19 protein-coding genes, 1 tRNA gene and 1 riboswitch are annotated in these 16,375 nt (G+C 68.7%); of the genes, 12 read left to right on the plus strand and 8 right to left on the minus strand.

The features are described from left to right. Nucleotides 1-3 precede the first annotated feature (3 nt). Nucleotides 4-507, plus strand: a complete 504-nt coding sequence (locus AB0D85_RS41875) for a hypothetical protein (protein WP_362332927.1) — start codon at nucleotides 4-6, stop codon at nucleotides 505-507. A gap of 23 nt (nucleotides 508-530) precedes the next feature. Here AB0D85_RS41875 and AB0D85_RS41880 read toward each other — a convergent pair whose 3' ends face one another. Continuing rightward, nucleotides 531-989, minus strand: a complete 459-nt coding sequence (locus AB0D85_RS41880; protein WP_362332930.1) for a type II toxin-antitoxin system PemK/MazF family toxin — start codon at nucleotides 987-989, stop codon at nucleotides 531-533. A 236-nt stretch (nucleotides 990-1,225) separates the two neighbouring features. Between AB0D85_RS41880 and AB0D85_RS41885 the strand changes: the two genes are divergently transcribed. Continuing rightward, on the plus strand, nucleotides 1,226-1,978 hold the full coding sequence (locus tag AB0D85_RS41885; RefSeq protein ID WP_362332935.1) for an MBL fold metallo-hydrolase: 753 nt from the start codon (nucleotides 1,226-1,228) through the stop codon (nucleotides 1,976-1,978). 101 nt (nucleotides 1,979-2,079) lie between these two features. On the opposite strand, the gene AB0D85_RS41890 is transcribed toward AB0D85_RS41885, so the two are convergent. Beyond that, complete coding sequence (locus AB0D85_RS41890; RefSeq protein WP_362332938.1) at nucleotides 2,080-3,330, minus strand: PTS transporter subunit EIIC; 1,251 nt, start codon at nucleotides 3,328-3,330, stop codon at nucleotides 2,080-2,082. Nucleotides 3,331-3,429: 99 nt separating this feature from the next. Then, a complete protein-coding gene (locus AB0D85_RS41895; RefSeq protein WP_362332941.1) occupies nucleotides 3,430-4,728 on the minus strand; it encodes a PTS transporter subunit EIIC in 1,299 nt (432 codons plus the stop codon). Between the two features lie 177 nt (nucleotides 4,729-4,905). Between AB0D85_RS41895 and AB0D85_RS41900 the strand changes: the two genes are divergently transcribed. The 4 genes from AB0D85_RS41900 (at nucleotide 4,906) to rdgB (ending at nucleotide 7,147) form a co-directional block, all read left to right on the plus strand. Beyond that, the gene (locus AB0D85_RS41900; protein ID WP_362332944.1) at nucleotides 4,906-5,139 is read left to right on the plus strand and encodes a PTS glucose/sucrose transporter subunit IIB; all 234 of its coding nucleotides are present in this window, start codon (nucleotides 4,906-4,908) and stop codon (nucleotides 5,137-5,139) included. 75 nt (nucleotides 5,140-5,214) lie between these two features. Beyond that, nucleotides 5,215-5,952 carry a ribonuclease PH gene (gene rph / locus AB0D85_RS41905; RefSeq protein ID WP_362332948.1) on the plus strand — a complete coding sequence of 246 codons (738 nt, stop codon included), beginning with the start codon at nucleotides 5,215-5,217 and terminating at the stop codon, nucleotides 5,950-5,952. Nucleotides 5,953-6,101: 149 nt separating this feature from the next. Next, a complete protein-coding gene (locus AB0D85_RS41910; RefSeq protein WP_362332951.1) occupies nucleotides 6,102-6,515 on the plus strand; it encodes a hypothetical protein in 414 nt (137 codons plus the stop codon). Between the two features lie 29 nt (nucleotides 6,516-6,544). Next, the gene (gene rdgB, locus AB0D85_RS41915; protein WP_362332954.1) at nucleotides 6,545-7,147 is read left to right on the plus strand and encodes an RdgB/HAM1 family non-canonical purine NTP pyrophosphatase; all 603 of its coding nucleotides are present in this window, start codon (nucleotides 6,545-6,547) and stop codon (nucleotides 7,145-7,147) included. Between the two features lie 56 nt (nucleotides 7,148-7,203). On the opposite strand, the gene AB0D85_RS41920 is transcribed toward rdgB, so the two are convergent. The 4 genes from AB0D85_RS41920 to bcp all read right to left on the minus strand — a co-directional run bounded on the left by AB0D85_RS41920 (nucleotide 7,204) and on the right by bcp (nucleotide 9,376). Further along, nucleotides 7,204-7,279: transfer RNA gene (locus AB0D85_RS41920), tRNA-Leu, on the minus strand. Nucleotides 7,280-7,286: 7 nt separating this feature from the next. Then, nucleotides 7,287-8,144, minus strand: a complete 858-nt coding sequence (locus AB0D85_RS41925) for an HNH endonuclease (RefSeq protein WP_362332957.1) — start codon at nucleotides 8,142-8,144, stop codon at nucleotides 7,287-7,289. Then, on the minus strand, nucleotides 8,141-8,767 hold the full coding sequence (locus AB0D85_RS41930; protein WP_362332960.1) for an HNH endonuclease signature motif containing protein: 627 nt from the start codon (nucleotides 8,765-8,767) through the stop codon (nucleotides 8,141-8,143). Before AB0D85_RS41930 ends, AB0D85_RS41925 begins: the two co-directional genes overlap by 4 nt. Nucleotides 8,768-8,908: 141 nt before the next feature. Next, nucleotides 8,909-9,376 carry a thioredoxin-dependent thiol peroxidase gene (bcp, locus tag AB0D85_RS41935; protein ID WP_362332963.1) on the minus strand — a complete coding sequence of 156 codons (468 nt, stop codon included), beginning with the start codon at nucleotides 9,374-9,376 and terminating at the stop codon, nucleotides 8,909-8,911. A gap of 96 nt (nucleotides 9,377-9,472) precedes the next feature. Between bcp and AB0D85_RS41940 the strand changes: the two genes are divergently transcribed. From AB0D85_RS41940 to sugE, 3 genes are all read left to right on the plus strand, one after another. Continuing rightward, entirely contained in the window at nucleotides 9,473-9,802 is a 330-nt protein-coding gene (locus AB0D85_RS41940; protein ID WP_362332966.1) for a DUF3618 domain-containing protein, read from the plus strand. A 24-nt stretch (nucleotides 9,803-9,826) separates the two neighbouring features. Then, the gene (locus tag AB0D85_RS41945) at nucleotides 9,827-10,183 is read left to right on the plus strand and encodes a co-chaperone GroES (protein ID WP_362332970.1); all 357 of its coding nucleotides are present in this window, start codon (nucleotides 9,827-9,829) and stop codon (nucleotides 10,181-10,183) included. 72 nt (nucleotides 10,184-10,255) lie between these two features. Further along, nucleotides 10,256-10,324: riboswitch (guanidine-III (ykkC-III) riboswitch) on the plus strand. A gap of 32 nt (nucleotides 10,325-10,356) precedes the next feature. Beyond that, nucleotides 10,357-10,677 carry a quaternary ammonium compound efflux SMR transporter SugE gene (sugE, locus tag AB0D85_RS41950; RefSeq protein ID WP_362332973.1) on the plus strand — a complete coding sequence of 107 codons (321 nt, stop codon included), beginning with the start codon at nucleotides 10,357-10,359 and terminating at the stop codon, nucleotides 10,675-10,677. Nucleotides 10,678-10,693: 16 nt separating this feature from the next. Here the strand turns inward: sugE and AB0D85_RS41955 are convergent, their stop codons facing one another. Further along, the gene (locus AB0D85_RS41955) at nucleotides 10,694-13,021 is read right to left on the minus strand and encodes a transglycosylase domain-containing protein (RefSeq protein WP_362333099.1); all 2,328 of its coding nucleotides are present in this window, start codon (nucleotides 13,019-13,021) and stop codon (nucleotides 10,694-10,696) included. Nucleotides 13,022-13,768: 747 nt separating this feature from the next. On the opposite strand from AB0D85_RS41955, the gene AB0D85_RS41960 reads away from it, so the two are divergent. Genes AB0D85_RS41960 through AB0D85_RS41970 form a run of 3 tightly spaced genes read left to right on the plus strand, consistent with a single transcriptional unit; the run spans nucleotide 13,769 to nucleotide 16,357 of the window. Further along, a complete protein-coding gene (locus AB0D85_RS41960) occupies nucleotides 13,769-14,554 on the plus strand; it encodes an ABC-2 family transporter protein (protein WP_362333102.1) in 786 nt (261 codons plus the stop codon). Nucleotides 14,555-14,573: 19 nt separating this feature from the next. Further along, the gene (locus tag AB0D85_RS41965) at nucleotides 14,574-15,395 is read left to right on the plus strand and encodes an ABC transporter permease (RefSeq protein ID WP_362332976.1); all 822 of its coding nucleotides are present in this window, start codon (nucleotides 14,574-14,576) and stop codon (nucleotides 15,393-15,395) included. Next, nucleotides 15,392-16,357 (plus strand): ATP-binding cassette domain-containing protein, encoded by a 966-nt coding sequence (locus AB0D85_RS41970; protein WP_362332979.1) that lies wholly within the window; start codon nucleotides 15,392-15,394, stop codon nucleotides 16,355-16,357. The genes AB0D85_RS41965 and AB0D85_RS41970 overlap by 4 nt, the downstream gene beginning before the upstream one ends. The last annotated feature ends 18 nt before the right edge of the window (nucleotides 16,358-16,375 follow it).

A 16,375-nucleotide genomic window follows, 5' to 3' on the forward strand; every position in this document is an offset into this window, starting at 1 on the left:
CTCATGCGCCGTACGACGTTCCATCGCGCGTCGCTCGCCGCGGCGACCCTGCTCCTGCTGGCGGGCTGCGGCTCCCAGAGCGGCGGCGAGGGCAAGGGCAGCGGCACGGTGTCCTCCTCGCCCACCGCCTCCGGCCCCACCACGAGCGCGAGCCCGAGCGCGAGCGCTTCCTCCGGGAGCTGCACGCCCCTGACCTCGGAACTCACCACCGCCGACAGCGGCCGTACCTTCTGCCTGGCCCAGGACGGCACCCTGCGGATCACCCTGAGCGGCTCCGAGCAGCGCCCCTGGAAGAAGATCGCCGCGGCCGGCGACACCGGCGCCCTGAAGCCGATGAACTACGGGATCATGCTGCGCGGCGGCGACGCGGGAGCCGCCTACCAGGCGGTCGCCGCGGGCACCGTCACCTTCTCCGCCACCCGCCCGCTGTGCGCCGAGCCCACCGCGCCCGGCCAGGTCTCCTGCAAGGGCATCCAGGAGTGGCACGTCACCGTTCAGGTGGGGTGACGGGCGAACCACCGCACCGACCCTCAGGTGGCCAGGTGCCGTACCTGGTCCCACAGCACCGGGTCGACCACGCCCACCCGGCGCCTGAACTCCCACACCGCGATCTCGCGCAGCTCGTCCGTCTCCAGGAAGCTCGGCCGGCCCTGGGCGTCCCCGACCGAGCCCGGCGGCAGCGGGATCACTCCGGCGCGCTCGTCGTGGTACTTGCTGGTGATCTTGGCGATCGTCGCCCGGTTCCCGCGCACGGCCAGCACCAGACAGGGCCGGTCCTTGGCGCCCGGGCCGTCCTCGTAGGGCACGTTGGCCCACCAGATGTCCCCCGGATGAGGCCGTCCCACCTGCTCACGCGCGCCCCGCGGATGTCCCGGCGGCCGGGTCCGGTGCCCGCGCGGACGGTGGCCCCTGCCCCATCCGTCGACAAGCGTGGCGACCAACGCGAGCAGGACCACCGCCGCGAGCGCGAGCCACCATGACGTGTCCATACGACGACGTTACCGGCGCGAGATAATCGCCGCGCGCCCTCTCGCAATCCTCATACGCCCCTGGTCCAGCCGAACCGGTGACACCACAGGTGAGTTCGCCCACAACGGCCCCTGGCAGAGGAGCGACCGGCTCTTTTGCGCCTTACGCTCGACAAACCGCACGACCCCCGCCATACCCCTTTCCCGACTCCAGTTCCCGGTACGTCCGGGTCACCGCCAACGGAGGTTTCTGCTTCATGAAGCTCACCGTCGTCGGCTGCTCGGGGTCGTTCCCGTCCGCGGAATCGGCCTGCTCGAGCTACCTCGTAGAGGCCGACGGCTACCGGCTGCTCCTCGACATGGGCAACGGCGCCCTGGGCGAGCTGCAGCGCCACTGCGGTCTCTACGACCTCGACGCGATCTTCCTGAGCCATCTGCACGCCGACCACTGCATCGACATGTGCGCCTACTTCGTGGCGCGCTACTACCGCCACGACGGCGGCCCGTGCCCCCCGATCCCGGTCTACGGACCCGAGGGCACCGAACACCGGCTCACCACCGCCTACGCCGACACCCCCACCGCCTCCTCGATGAGCGAGGTCTTCGACTTCCACACGGTCAAGCCGTCCACGTTCGACCTCGGCCCCTTCACGGTCCACACCGAGCGGGTCCGCCATCCCGTGGAGGCGTACGGCATCCGCGTCGAACACGCCGGGAAGTCCCTGACGTACTCGGGCGACACCGGCGTCACGGACGCGCTGGAGGACCTGGCCCGGGACACCGACCTGTTCCTGTGCGAGGCGGCGTTCACCCACGGCAAGGAGAACATCCCGGACCTGCACCTCAACGGCCGCGAGGCAGGCGAGACGGCCGCCCGCGCCGGCGCCCGCCGACTGGTCCTCACCCACATCCCGCCGTGGACCGACCCCGCCGTCAACCTCGCCGACGCCCGCGAGGTCTTCGACGGCCCGGTGGAACTCGCGGCGCCCAGGGTGACGTACCAGATCTGACCGTCGTACCACGGAGTTCAGGACCGTCGGTACGACCTCGTGTGTACGACGAAGGCCCCCCGCAGCCGCCGGGCTGCGGGGGGCCTTCGTCATGCCGTGGCTCATGCCTTCGTGAGGTCCTCGACCTCCTCCTCGGGCTCACGGCCCGGGGTGGGGAGGTTGAACCGGATGATGGCGAAGCGGAAGACGAAGTAGTAGATCGCTCCGAACACCAGGCCGATGGGGATGATCAGCCAGGGCTTGGTCGCCAGGTTCCAGTTGAGTATGTAGTCGATGACACCCGCGGAGAACGTGAAGCCCGCGTGCACCCCGAGCGCCCAGGTGATCGCCATCGACAGGGCGGTGAGCACCGCGTGGATCACGTACAGCAGCGGCGCGATGAACATGAAGGTGAACTCGATCGGCTCGGTCACACCGGTCACGAAGGAGGTCAGCGCCATCGACAGCATCATGCCCATCACGGCGGCGCGGCGCTCCGGGCGGGCGGTGTGCGCGATCGCGAGGGCGGCGGCCGGGAGGCCGAACATCATGATGGGGAAGAAGCCGGACATGAACTGACCGGCCGTCGGGTCACCGGCGAAGAAGCGGGTCAGGTCACCGTGGACGATGGTGCCGGTGGCGGTCTTGTAGTCGCCGATCTGGAACCAGGAGACGGTGTTCACGAACTGGTGCATGCCGACCGGGATCAGCGCGCGGTTGATCAGGCCGAACAGACCGGCACCGAGGGCGCCCAGGCCGGTGATCCACTTGCCGAAGTCGGAGATGCCGTCACCGATCGGCTTCCAGACCAGGCCGAAGAACACACCCATGACCGTGCCGACGAAGGCCATGATGATCGGGACGAGCCGGCGGCCGTTGAAGAAGCCGAGCCAGTCCACCAGCTTGGTGCGGTGGAAGCGCTGCCAGACCACCGCGCCCAGCAGACCCATCACCAGGCCGCCCAGCACACCGGGGTTGTTGTAGGTGGCGGCCACGTCCGCGCCCGCCTGGACCTTCGCCTCGGTGACGGGGAACGCGGTGAGGACGTTCTTGTAGACCAGGAAGCCGACCAGGGCGGCCAGCGCGGTGGAGCCGTCCGACTTCTTGGCGAAGCCGATCGCGACACCCACGCAGAACAGCAGCGGCAGGTTGTCGAAGATCGCGCCACCCGCCGTGGCGAACACCGCTGTCACCTTGTCGGGCAGGTGCAGCTTGTCGTGGATGTCCTGCTGACCGAAGCGGAGCAGCAGACCCGCCGCCGGCAGCACGGCGATAGGGAGCTGAAGGCTGCGGCCGACCTTCTGCAGGCCCTGGAACAGCCCGGATCCCCACTTCTTCGTGGGGGCCGCCGTGGGCGCGGTGGCGGTTGTCATACTTCCTCCATCGGTGATGGTCTACACCACTCAGTGGTGTAGACCTGTTGTACACGATGGGGGCGTTATAAGGAACCCGTCAGTTCCGCAATCGGAGAACTACGCCTGGGTGACGTCCTCCACCTCGTCCTCCGGCTCCCTGCCCGGCGTCCGCAGATCGAACCTCGTGATGGCGAAGCGGAAGATCGCGTAGTAGACGGCCGCGAAGCACAGCCCGATCGGGACGATCAGCCACGGCTTCGTCGCCAGCCGCCAGTTGATGACGTAGTCGATCAGACCCGCCGAGAAACTGAACCCGTCGTGCACCCCCAGCCCCCACGTCACCGCCATCGACACCCCCGTCAGCACCGCGTGCACCACGTAGAGGAGGGGCGCGATGAACATGAAGGAGTACTCGAGCGGCTCGGTGATGCCGGTCACGAACGACGTCAGCGCCACCGACAGCATCAGACCGCCGATCTCCTTGCGCCGGTGCGGCTTCGCGCAGTGCGTGATCGCGAGGGCGGCCGCCGGCAGCGCGAACATCATGATCGGGAAGAACCCCGAGGTGAACTGGCCCGCGTTCGGGTCGCCCGCCAGGAACATGTTGATGTCGCCGTGCACCACCGTGCCGTCCGGCGCGGTGTAACTGCCGAACTGGAACCACAGGGGCACGTTCAGGAACTGGTGCAGCCCGATCACCAGCAACGCCCGGTTCGCGACCCCGAAGACTCCCGCACCCCACGACCCCGCGTCCCGCAGCCAGTGACCGAAGCTCTCCAGACCGCCGCCGATCGGCGGCCAGACCCACAGGCACAGCGCGGCGAACGCGATGGCCACGAACGACATGATGATCGGGACCAGCCGCCGCCCGTTGAAGAAACCGAGCCAGTCCACCAGCCTCGTCCGGTGGAAACGGGCCCAGAAGAAGGCGGCCAGCAGCCCCAGCGCGATCCCGCCGAAGACCCCCGGATTCTGGAACGTGAACGTCGACACCGTCCCGTCCGCGACCTGGCAGCCGACACCCGGCAGCGTCTTCGAACCACCGGGACAGTCCGCCGGGAACTGGTGCAGCACCCCGTAGTAGACGAGGAAACCCGCCACCGCCGCGAGCGCCGTCGAACCGTCCGCCTTCTTCGCCATGCCGATCGCGACCCCGACACAGAACAGCAGCGGCAGCCCGAGCGAACTGTCCAGCAGCGCCCCGCCCGCGCCCTTCATCACCCTGGAGAGGTCCGTCCAGCCCAGGCCCTGGTCACCGAACACATCGGGCTGGCCCAGCCGGTTGAGGATGCCCGCCGCCGGCAGCACCGCGATCGGCAGCTGAAGACTCCGCCCCATCTTCTGCAGCCCCTGGAAAAGGGCGTTCCACCGCTCCCGCGCGGGACCGGCCGTGCTGTCGGCGCTCTCGGCACTCATGGACACGTCCTCCCGGCCATGGGGGTTTGTCGACCGCCCACCAGCTGGTGTAGACCAGTCGGCAGACGGTTCCGCCGCGGTGCTCGCCATCCTTCGGCACACGAGGCACAACCGCTCGCAAAGATGGGCCAACTGTGGGTTACTGCGACAAAGCGGTTCGGATCAGGGAGAGACAACATGGCCAGCAAGGCTGAGAAGATCGTCGCCGGGCTCGGGGGCATCGAGAACATCGAGGAGATCGAGGGCTGCATCACCCGGCTGCGCACCGAGGTGATCAACCCCGACCTGGTCGACGAAGCCGCTCTCAAGGCCGCCGGCGCCCACGGCGTCGTCAAGATGGGCACCGCCATCCAGGTCGTCATCGGCACCGACGCCGACCCGATCGCCGCGGACATCGAAGACATGATGTGAGCACGGACGTTCACCACTGAAGGGCTCCTCCCACCGGGAGGAGCCCTTCGCCGTGCTCCGGATAGGCTCATGGTCATGTCTCGAATCGACGGCCGCACCCCTGAACAACTCCGCCCGGTCACCATCGAACGCGGCTGGAGCAAGCACGCCGAGGGCTCCGTCCTCGTCTCCTTCGGCGACACCAAGGTCTTCTGCACCGCCTCCGTCACCGAAGGCGTCCCCCGCTGGCGCAAGGGCAGCGGCGAGGGCTGGGTCACCGCGGAGTACGCCATGCTCCCCCGCGCCACCAACACCCGCGGCGACCGCGAGTCCGTCAAGGGCAAGATCGGCGGCCGCACCCACGAGATCTCCCGCCTCATCGGCCGCTCCCTGCGCGCGGTCATCGACTACAAGGCCCTCGGCGAGAACACGATCGTCCTCGACTGCGACGTCCTCCAGGCCGACGGCGGCACCCGCACCGCCGCCATCACCGGCGCGTACGTGGCCCTCGCCGACGCCGTCACCTGGGCCAAGGAACGCAAGCTCATCAAGGCCGGCCGCCAGCCCCTGACCGGCACGGTCTCGGCCGTCTCGGTCGGCATCGTGGGCGGAGTCCCGCTCCTCGACCTCTGCTACGAGGAGGACGTCAAGGCCGACACCGACATGAACGTCGTCTGCACCGGTGACGGCCGCTTCGTCGAGGTCCAGGGCACCGCCGAGGCCGAGCCCTTCGCCCGCGACGAACTCAACGCCCTCCTCGACCTCGCCGTCGGCGGCTGCACCGACCTCGCCGCCATCCAGCGGGCGGCGCTCGAAGAGGCGCTCAAGAAGTAGAAAGAGGCGCTCAAGAAGTAAAGGGGAAGGAAAAAGCGGAGGTACGGCGGGGCAACCCGGGCGGCCGACCCCGCGTCCCTATGGGTACGGGCGCACGGCATCACCACCGTGCGCCCGGCCAGTTGTACATACCGGGAGGGAACACCGTCATGGCCGCCAGTCGACGCAGAGGCCGACGCCCAGGCCGCTTCACCGCCATCGCCGCCGCGGCCGCGACCACCGCACTCACCGCCGTCCTGCTCACCGGCTGCGACTCGGTGAACAAGGCGCTGGACTGCGTCCAGACCGCCGACTCCATCGCCGACAGCGTCACCAGCCTCCAGCAGGCCGTGGAGAACGCGGCGAACGACCCGACCCGGATCGGCTCGGCCATCACGTCCATCGGGAACAACCTCGACAAGATCGACAACAGGACGGACAGCGCCGACCTCGACAAGGCGACCCAGGACATGCGCAAGGCCCTGGCCAAGGTCCGGACGGCCGTCCGGAACGGCGACGACACACCCGACATCAGCGGGGTCACGGACGCGGCCGGCGAACTGACCAAGGTCTGCCAGCCGTAGCCCCGCGCGGGGCCGGGATACTGGTCCCCATGACCCGCCTGATCCTCGCCACCCGCAACGCCGGAAAGATCACCGAGCTCCACGCGATCCTCGCCGCAGCAGGCCTGCCGCACGAACTCGTCGGCGCAGACGCGTACCCCGACATCCCCGACGTCAAGGAAACGGGCGTCACCTTCGCGGAGAACGCCCTCCTCAAGGCCCACGCCCTGGCCCGGGCAACGGGCCTCCCCGCGGTCGCCGACGACTCGGGCCTCTGCGTGGACGTCCTCAACGGCGCCCCCGGCATCTTCTCCGCCCGCTGGGCAGGCCGCCACGGCGACGACAAGGCGAACCTGGACCTCCTCCTCGCCCAGCTGTCGGACATCGCCGACGAACACCGGTCCGCCCACTTCGCCTGCGCGGCGGCCCTGGCACTGCCGGACGGGCGGGAGCGCGTGGTCGAGGGCCAACTGAGGGGTGTACTTCGGTATGCGCCGACAGGCACGAACGGCTTCGGCTACGACCCGATCCTCCAGCCGGAGGGGGAGACGCGGACGTGCGCCGAGCTGAGCCCTGCGGAGAAGAACGCGATCAGCCACCGGGGGAAGGCGTTCCGGGCGTTGGTTCCGGTGGTGCGGGAACTGCTGGGCTGAGGTTTATGGAATGGCCCCGCACCTTTGAATCCAAGGTGCGGGGCCCTACTTTCCTGTGGGCCCGGTGGGACTCGAACCCACGACACACCGGACCTAAACCGGCGCCCTCTTGGCCAGCTGGGGTACGGACCCGTCGTGCTTACTGTACTGTGCGCGGCGACGGGGTCGTACGGCGAGATCGATTCGCGAAGGTTTTCGTCTGGCTATGGCATGACGGGCACAGGTACCGCAGGTTTTCCCGGCGGTTGTCCAGCCGGTCTCCATTGATGTGGTCGATCTCCAGCACGAGGCGTTTGCCTTGCCAGACATCCCCCACACCGCAGGTGTCACAGACATGGGGGACGCCGAGGTCATCGAGTGCGCGTCTCAACAGCGCCGTCTTGGCGCGAGAGGCGCCCGGCTCAAGCCGAACGAGGGTTTTGGCTGCTGACTTGCGGTTCTTGCTGGGAACGCCGAGGCGGTGACCTTGACCTACGAAATGGTCGATCGACAGGCCATGAGCTTCCACGCTTCGCTTGATGCGCTCCCGTGCTGCCCCATTGTCGACGATGTCGAGCTGCTTCAGGAGATCCGCGAGGCTCCGAGAGGAGGCGACCGCAGGAGCGAGTCGGTCGAACGGCAGGATGCCCGGACCGTATCTGCGCCCGCTCGTGAAGTGCGAGGTGTCGATCCCGAACTGGTCGAGTTTCTTGCGAATGTGACCGTACGGGCTGTCGCGCGGATCGAGGCCCATGTGCTCCAACATCTCTCGGATGCTGTACGAACGGGCTGCTGCCTCCTGTAGAAGCTCCTTCGAGTAGCTTCGCCGTTCTCGTGCGGGCATCGGTTCGTCGAGGAAGTGCGAGGTGTCGATGCCGTGGTGCTCGAGCCGCTTGAGCAGGTAATGGCGTGGGGCGCTCCCCAGCGGCGCGTTCAGCCTGCGCATCAGGTCGACCAGACTGGTGGAGGCAGCGGCGGCGCGGGCGAGCAGCCAGTACGTGTACTTCGGAGCGCTCATGCCCTGGCCCTTTTCCTGCGGCCTCGGTACGTATCCGTAACCGCGTGGCAGTTGGGGCAGAGCAGCTGGAGGTTCCCAGGACGGTTGTCCCACCAGTCGCCGTTGATGTGATCCACTTCGAGTCTGAGGGGCTGACCGTTTCGTTCCGGTCCGGTGCCGCACATCGCGCAGCGCTCCGCGACTCCAAGACGGAGCAGCGCGCGGTGCAGACGTTCCCCAGGGACTCGTCCGTCCTCAGGGTTGCGCAGGCAGAGAAGAGCCCCGAGTGAACCCTTCGCGCGGCCTCGGCGTACCGGGCTGAAGTGGCTCGTGTCGATCCCGAACTTGGCGATGCGGCGGCTGATGTGGGTCTGGTTGCCGCCGACCTGGCTGATCCCAAGATGGCGTACGACGGCCTTGATGCTTGTCGATGCCGCCACGGCCTCGCGTAACCGCGCTTCGGTGTGCCGAACTTGGTTCGTCTCGAAGTGCGAGACATCGATGCCTTCTTCCGCCATCTTCTGTCGCAGATAGCGCCTGCTGCCAGGTGTAGGGCGGCCGCCGCACCAACGGACCGCGTCATCGATGTGCTTCGTCCGGCGAGCCGCCTCCTCCAGCAGCTCGCGGGTGTACCGAACGGTCACGTCCCCTCCGTCTCCGGCCGCGCGTTCGCAGCCCGTACGGAGTAACGAACCGGTTATCGGACAGTCACGCCCGGAAAAGAGAAAACGGCTCGCGCCAGGTCAACCCCGGTGCGAGCCGTCAGTGGCGGATCGAGTCCGCCGTCAGATGCCCAGATCCTTGATGATCTTGGCCACGTGGCCGGTGGCGCGGACGTTGTAGAGGGCCTTTTCCACCTTGCCCTGCTCGTCGACGATGATTGTCGAGCGGATGACTCCCATGTACGTCTTGCCGTAGTTCATCTTCTCGCCGAAGGCGCCGTACGCGTCCAGGACCTTCTTGTCGGGGTCGGCGAGGAGGGTGACCTTGAGGTTTTCCTTGTCGCGGAACTTGCCGAGTTTCTCCGGGGCGTCGGGGGAGATGCCGAGGACGTCGTAGCCGGCGTCGGCGAGGAGGGTGAGGTTGTCGGTGAAGTCGCACGCCTGCTTCGTGCAGCCCGGGGTGAGGGCTGCCGGGTAGAAGTAGACGATGACCTTGCGGCCCTTGTGGGCGGAGAGGGACACCTCGTTGCCGTCGGCGTCGGGGAGGGTGAAGTCGGGGGCTACGTCCCCGGGCTGGAGTCGCTCGCTCATCGGTCTAGCGTAACGGGGGGTCCTGACATGGCGGCGGCGGTGAGAGCTGACAGACTGTCCGGAACAGGCAGTACGGCAGACTTCGGAGGGCCCACGGTGGCGGAGACGTCGGACACCAGAACCCCGGCGCAGATCGAGGCGGACATCAAGCGCCGCCGCGAGGTGCTGGCCGAGACGCTGGACGAGATCGGGGTGCGGGTGCATCCGAAGACCATCGTCGGCGACGCGAAGGCCAAGGTCGCGGCCAACGTCGATCACACCCTCGGGCGGGCCTACGTCCAGGTCAACCGGGTCGTGAGCGAGGTCAGGGCCCAGTTCGTGGACGAAGAGGGCGCGCCGCGGCTGGAGCGTGTGGTGCCGGTCGCCCTCGTGGCCGTGGGGGTGGCCGGGCTGCTGGTCTTCCGTACCCGGCGGCGTAAAAGCTGACCAGAGGCAGGTAGGTTCGAAGGCGTGAGCGCCAAGAGAGACGAGCAGAGCAGCCAGCACGACAAGCTGCCCATCCGCATGCTGCACGACCGGGTCCTGGTCAAGCAGGACGCCGGCGAGGGCGAGCGGCGTTCCGGTGGCGGGATCCTGATCCCGGCGACCGCGGCCGTCGGGCGCCGGCTGGCCTGGGCCGACGTGGTCGCGGTCGGGCAGAACGTGCGGACGGTGGAGCCCGGCGACCGGGTGCTGTACGACCCGGAGGACCGTGCCGAGGTCGAGGTGCGGGGTGTCGCGTATGTGCTGATGCGCGAGCGCGATCTGCACGCGGTGGCCGCCGACCGGTTCGAGGGCTCGGAGGACTCGACCGGTCTGTATCTGTGATTCGATATCTGTGAATCGATGACCACGAGGGGCCTGGTGACTGCGGTCACCAGGCCCTTTTGTTGTTTCTTTGCTATGTTCGAAGGAGCCCGCCCGACGAGACGCGCCGTACCGGGACCGTGAAGGCAAAGACGACGCACCCCCGTTCAGCGAACGTCTCGGAGGTGCCTGTCATGGCCTGGGTTCTGCTTGTCGTCGCCGGTCTGCTGGAGGTCGGCTGGTCGGTGGGGATGAAGTACACCGACGGGTTCACCCGGCTCGTGCCCAGTCTGTTCACCGGCGGCGGGATCGTCGCCAGCATGGTGTTGCTGTCGTACGCCGCGAAGACCCTCCCCATCGGTACGGCCTACGGCGTCTGGGTGGGGATCGGGGCGGCGGGGGCGGCGGTGTTCGGGATGGTGGTGCTGGGGGAGCCGGCCACCGCCGCGCGGATCTTCTTCGTGTGCCTGCTGCTGGTCGCCGTGGTGGGGCTCAAGGCGACCAGCGGTCACTGATCACAGGGAAACCCGGCTACTGGAATCCGAAGGCGCCGTTGTCGCCCGCTGTCGTCCCGGTGGTGGTTCCGGCGTCGGTGGTCCCCGCCGTCGTACCCGTACTGGTGCCGTCGGTCGTGGTGCCGGCGGTGGTGCCGGAGGTCGTTGTACCGGATGTGGTCGTACCGGCGGTGGTGCCGGAGGTCGTCGTGCCGGACGTGGTCGTACCGGAGGTGGTGGAACCGGTCGTGGCGCCGCCGTCGGTGGTGCCGTTGGTGGTCGAGCCGTCCGTCGTGCCGCCGTTGCCCTGGTCGGCGCCGGTGGTGCCGCCGTTGTTCTGGCCCTGGCCCGTCGTGCCGCCGTTGCCCTGGCCGCCGGTGGCCGGCTGGGTCGGGGCCTGGGTGCCCGGGGCCACGGTCTCGGCGCCGGCCTGGAGGTCGAGGTCGAAGGCGAAGGGCGCGGTGCCCTTCAGCGCGGCCTTGGTGTACTGCGCCCAGATCTCCGTCGGGGCCCCGCCGCCGTTGATGCGGGGCAGGCCCAGCGCGCCGTACAGCGACTTGTGGGCGGCGGTGACCGGGTCCTGGCCCATCACGGAGACGACGGTGGCGAGGTCGGGGGTGTAGCCCGCGAACCAGGCGGCGGTGTCCTCCTCCGCGGTGCCGGTCTTGCCGGCGGCCGGACGGCCCGCGGCCTGGGCGGCGGTGGCGGTGCCGTTGTCGACGACGCTCTGCAGGATCGAGGTCGTGGTGTCGGCGGCCTGGCGGGTGACGGCCTGGGTGGTCTTGGACTCCGGCAGCTTGATCTCCTGCGTGCCGTCCTTGGTGATCTTGTCGACCATCGAGTACGTGCCGTGCTTGCCGTGGTTGGCGAGCGTGGCGTACGCCTCCGCCATGTCCAGGACACTGGCGGTCGCGGTGCCGAGGGCGATCGACGGGTAGGGCTGGAGGTCCTTGGTGTCGGACGGGATGCCCAGGTCGACGGCGGTCTGCTTGACCTTGGACGGGCCGACGTCGACGGCCATCTGCGCGTACACCGAGTTCACCGACAGGTCGGTGGCCTTGCGCACGGTGATCTGACCGTACGACTTCTCGTCCTCGTTCTCCGGCGCGTAGGCGCCGCCGGGCCAGCCCTGGACGGTGCGCTTGTTGGTGCCGTCGTAGTAGGTGTTCGGGGTGATGGTCTGGCCGGACTGGGTGGTGGAGCCGTTGTCGACGGCGGAGGCGAACACGAACGGCTTGAAGGTGGAGCCGACCTGGAAGTCACCGCGGGTCGCGCCGTTGGTGTACTGCTTCACGTAGTCGATGCCGCCGTACATGGCGACGACGTTGCCGGTCTTCGGGTCGACGGAGGCGCCGCCGGCGCGCACGTAGTTGTCGACCTTGTTGTTCTTCTTGTCCAGCTTGGAGATCAGCTTGTCGTCGACCGCCTTCACGAAGGCGTTCTGCTTGTCCTTCTCCAGGGTGGTGGTGATGCGGTAGCCGCCGGCCTCCAGGGAGTCCGAGTCGATGATCTTGTTCTTGATCAGGTAGTCGTTGACGGCGTTGACGATGTAGCCGCGCTGCCCGGACATGCCGGTGGAGACGGTCTGCTCCTTGGGCATCGGGAACTTCATGCCGGCCCGCTTGGACTCGCTGAGCCAGCCCTTCTTGACCATGCCGTCCAGGACGTAGTTCCAGCGGGCGACCGCGGCGGCCTTGTTCTCGGGGTGGGCGACGACGTCGTACTCGCTCGGCGCGTTGACGAGCGCGGCGAGGTAGGCGGCGCGGGCCGGGTCCAGGTTGGTGGCGTCCATGCCGTAGTAGGCCTGGGCGGCGGCCTGGATGCCGTAGGCGTTGCGGCCGAAGTAGCTGGTGTTGAGGTAGCCCTCGAGGATCTGGTCCTTGGACTCCGTGCGGTCCAGCTTGATCGCGACGAACACCTCCTTCACCTTGCGGGTGACGGTCTGCTCCTGCGCGAGGTAGTAGTTCTTCACGTACTGCTGGGTGATCGTCGAGCCGGACTGGGTGCCCTTGCCGGTCGCGGTGTTCCAGGCGGCGCGCAGCATCGCCTTGGGGTCGACGGCGGACTCGCTGTAGAAGTCCCGGTCCTCGGCGGCGAGCACGGCGTGCTGGGTGTCCTTGGAGACCTGGGCGAGGGTGACGTTCTCCCGGTTGACCTCGCCGTCGCGGGCGAGCTGGGAGCCGTCGGCGAACAGGTACACGTTGGACTGCTTGGTGGCGAACGCGTTGGCCGCCGGGATCTTCACCATCGAGTAGCCGAGGAAGAACAGGCCGATCAGCAGCAGTGTCCCGACGAAGAAGGTGCCGAGCACCATCCGCCAGGTCGGGATGATCCGCCGCCATCCGGTCCGCTTGGGCCGCTTCATCTTCTTCCCGCCCCCCGTCGTCCGCCCGTCGGTCGCGGGCGGCTCGGCCCCGGACGCCGGGACCGCGGCCGGGACCCCGGCCGTGACCGCGGTCGGCGCCGCCGGCCTCGGTACCGCCGGCTTCGGTGCCGCCGCCTTGGGGGCCTCCGTCTGGGGGACCCTGACCGCCGCGAGCTGCCGTGTCTCCGTGTCCTGCCTGCTCTGTGCGTCCTGCTGGTCCTGCCTGTTCTGCCCGTCCTGCCTGTTCGCCGCCGCGGTCGGCCGCTTCTTCGGCGCCGTGACCACGGTGAGCTGCTGCGTGTGCGTGTCCTCGACCGGTGCCCGCGGCGGTGCGATCGTCTTCTCGCCCGCCGCGGGCGGCTCCGCCGTCTTCTCCCCGCCCGCGCCGGCCGCCGCGGGCGGCTCCGGCGCCTTCGACTCGGCCACCGGCTGCGGCGGGGTCTGCTTCTCCTCGGCCGCAGCCGGCGGCTCCGTCGGGCCTGTGCCGCCCTGGTTCGGCTGTTGCGGCTGCGGCTCGTCGCTCATGTCGTGCACGGACTCCTGTTTCGCGTCGTACGTTCGTTCCCGTACGACCTCGTACGCTTCTGCGGTCCCCTGTTGAAGACTCTCGCACCACGCGTTCCGTTCCCGGATTCCGGCACGCTTCGGTCACGGAAATTGCGTGGCCTGCGAGGTCGCCCGCGCAGTAGTCTCCTGCGCTTCGGTGTCGGGCGGTCCGGGAGGTCGGTTGGCGTGGGCGCGGGACGGTTGTACACGGCCGTCGCGGCGGGGGGTTTCCGACGGTACGCGACGTATCGGGCGGCCACTGCGGCAGGGGTGTTCACCAACACGGCCTTCGGGATCATCCTCGTCTACACGTACTTGGCGCTGTGGGACGAGAAACCGCACCTCGGAGGCTATGACCAGGCGCAGGCGGTCACCTATGTGTGGCTCGGGCAGTGCCTGTACGCGACGCTCGCGATCCAGGGCGGGGGTGTCGAAAAAGACCTGATGGAGCGTATCCGCACGGGTGAGATCGCGATCGACCTGTACCGTCCGGCCGATCTTCAAATGTGGTGGCTGGCGACCGATTTGGGCCGCTCGCTGTTCCAGATGCTGGGACGGGGGGTGATCCCGTTCGCGTTCGGGGCGGTGTTCTTTCCCATGTACCTGCCGACGGACGTGGTGACCTGGGCGACCTTCGCCGTCGCCCTGCTCCTCGCGATGGTCGTCAGCTTCGGGATCCGCTACCTCGCGGCGCTGAGCGTGTTCTGGCTGCTGGACGGCCTGGGTGTGAGCCAGGCCATGATGGTTCTGGGGATCTTCTGTTCGGGCATGACCCTGCCGTTGAACGTCTTTCCGGGCACCTTCGGCGAGGTCGTACGGGTGTTGCCGTGGGCGGCACAGCTGCAGGTGCCGGCGGACGTTCTGATGGGGGAGACCAGCCCGCTGCGCGCGTTCGCCTTCGAGGCCGCGTGGGCGGTGGCGCTGCTGGCGGCGGGGCGGCTGCTGCAGACGGCGGCGACGCGACGGGTGGTGGTCCAGGGTGGCTGAGGCGGGGGAGGTGGCTCAGGTGGCCGAGGCCACCCGGCTCGGGGAGGGCCTGCGGGCGTACCGGCTGATCGCGGGGATGTGGATGCGTTCCTCGCTGACCTACCGCGCGTCCTTCGTCCTGACGTTGATCGGCAACCTGGTGGTGACCGGCCTGGACTTCGCCACCATCCTCCTGATGTTCACGCAGGTCGACCGGCTCGGCGGCTGGACCATGCCCGAGGTCACCTTCCTCTACGGCCTGTCGGTCACCGCGTTCGGCTTCGCCGACCTGGTGTTCGGCTCGCTGGACGTGCTGGGCTCCCGCATCCGCGACGGCTCCTTCGACACGTTGCTGGTACGGCCCGCCCCGGTGCTCGCGCAGATCGGCGCGGACCGCTTCGCGCTGCGCCGCCTCGGCCGGATCGTCCAGGGCGGGCTGGTGCTGGCGTACGCGCTGACCGTCGTCGACGTCGACTGGACGCCCCAGAAGGTGCTGCTGGTGCCGGTGACGGTGGTCAGCGGCGCGGTGATCTTCTGTGCGCTGTTCCTGGCGGGGGCGACCTTCCAGTTCATGGCGGGGGACGCGGCCGAGGTGCAGAACGCGTTCACCTACGGCGGTACGACGCTGCTCCAGTACCCGCCGACGGTGTTCGGGCGGGACTTCGTGCGCGGGGTGACGTTCTTGCTGCCGCTGGCCTTCGTCAACTGGGTGCCGGCCGCGTACGTGCTGGGGCGGCCGTACCCGCTGCCGCTCCCGGCGTGGACGGCGTGGTCGTCGCCGCTGGTGGCCGCGGTGTGCTGCGTGCTGGCGGGTCTGGCGTGGCGGGCGGGTCTCAGGTCGTATCGGAGTACGGGGAGTTGAGCGTGTTCATCGAGGTCGACGCGGTCGAGAAGGTGTTCGAGGTCCGCAAGAAGACGGGCTTCCTGAGGCGGGAGCGCCGTCAGGTACGGGCGGTCGACGCGCTCTCCTTCACGGTGGCGCGCGGCGAGATGGTCGGCTACATCGGCCCGAACGGCGCGGGCAAGTCGACGACGATCAAGATGCTGACGGGGATCCTGACCCCGAGCGGCGGGCGGCTGCGCGTGGCCGGCATCGACCCGTCCCGCGAGCGCACGCGCCTGGCCCACCGCATCGGCGTGGTCTTCGGCCAGCGCACGACCCTGTGGTGGGACCTCCCCCTCATCGACTCCTACCGCCTGATGCACCGCATGTACCGCATCCCGGACGCCCGTTACCGCGAGAACCTCGACCGTCTGGTCGAACTCCTCTCCCTGGAGTCCCTGTTGGACGTCCCGGTACGGCAGCTCTCGCTCGGTCAGCGGATGCGCGGCGACATCGTGGCGGCGCTGCTGCACGACCCGGACGTGCTGTACCTGGACGAGCCGACGATCGGCCTGGACGTCATCTCGAAGGCCAAGGTCCGCGAGTTCCTGCGGGAGGTGAACGAGGAACGCGGCACCACGGTCCTGCTGACCACCCACGACCTCCAGGACATCGAGCAGTTGTGCTCCCGTGTGATGGTCATCGACCACGGCCGGCTGATGTACGACGGTCCGCTCGCCGGCCTGCACGAGGCGGGCGAGAGCGAACGCACGCTCGTGGTCGACCTGGAGCGGGAACTCCCGCCCGTCGACGCGGGCCCGTCGGCGCGGGTGGTGAAGGTGGAGGGCCCCCGGCAGTGGCTGGCGTTCCCGGCGTCGGAGTCGGCGGCGCCGCTGGTGGCGCGGATCGCGGCGGAGTACCCGTTGGTGGACCTGTCGGTCCGCGAACCGGACATCGAAACGGTGATCGCGAAGATGTACGCGGACAAGGCGACCGCGTAGTCCCCGGCGACGGGAACT

The sequence above is a fragment of the Streptomyces sp. NPDC048277 genome, assembly GCF_040652235.1.
GTDB lineage: Bacteria > Actinomycetota > Actinomycetes > Streptomycetales > Streptomycetaceae > Streptomyces.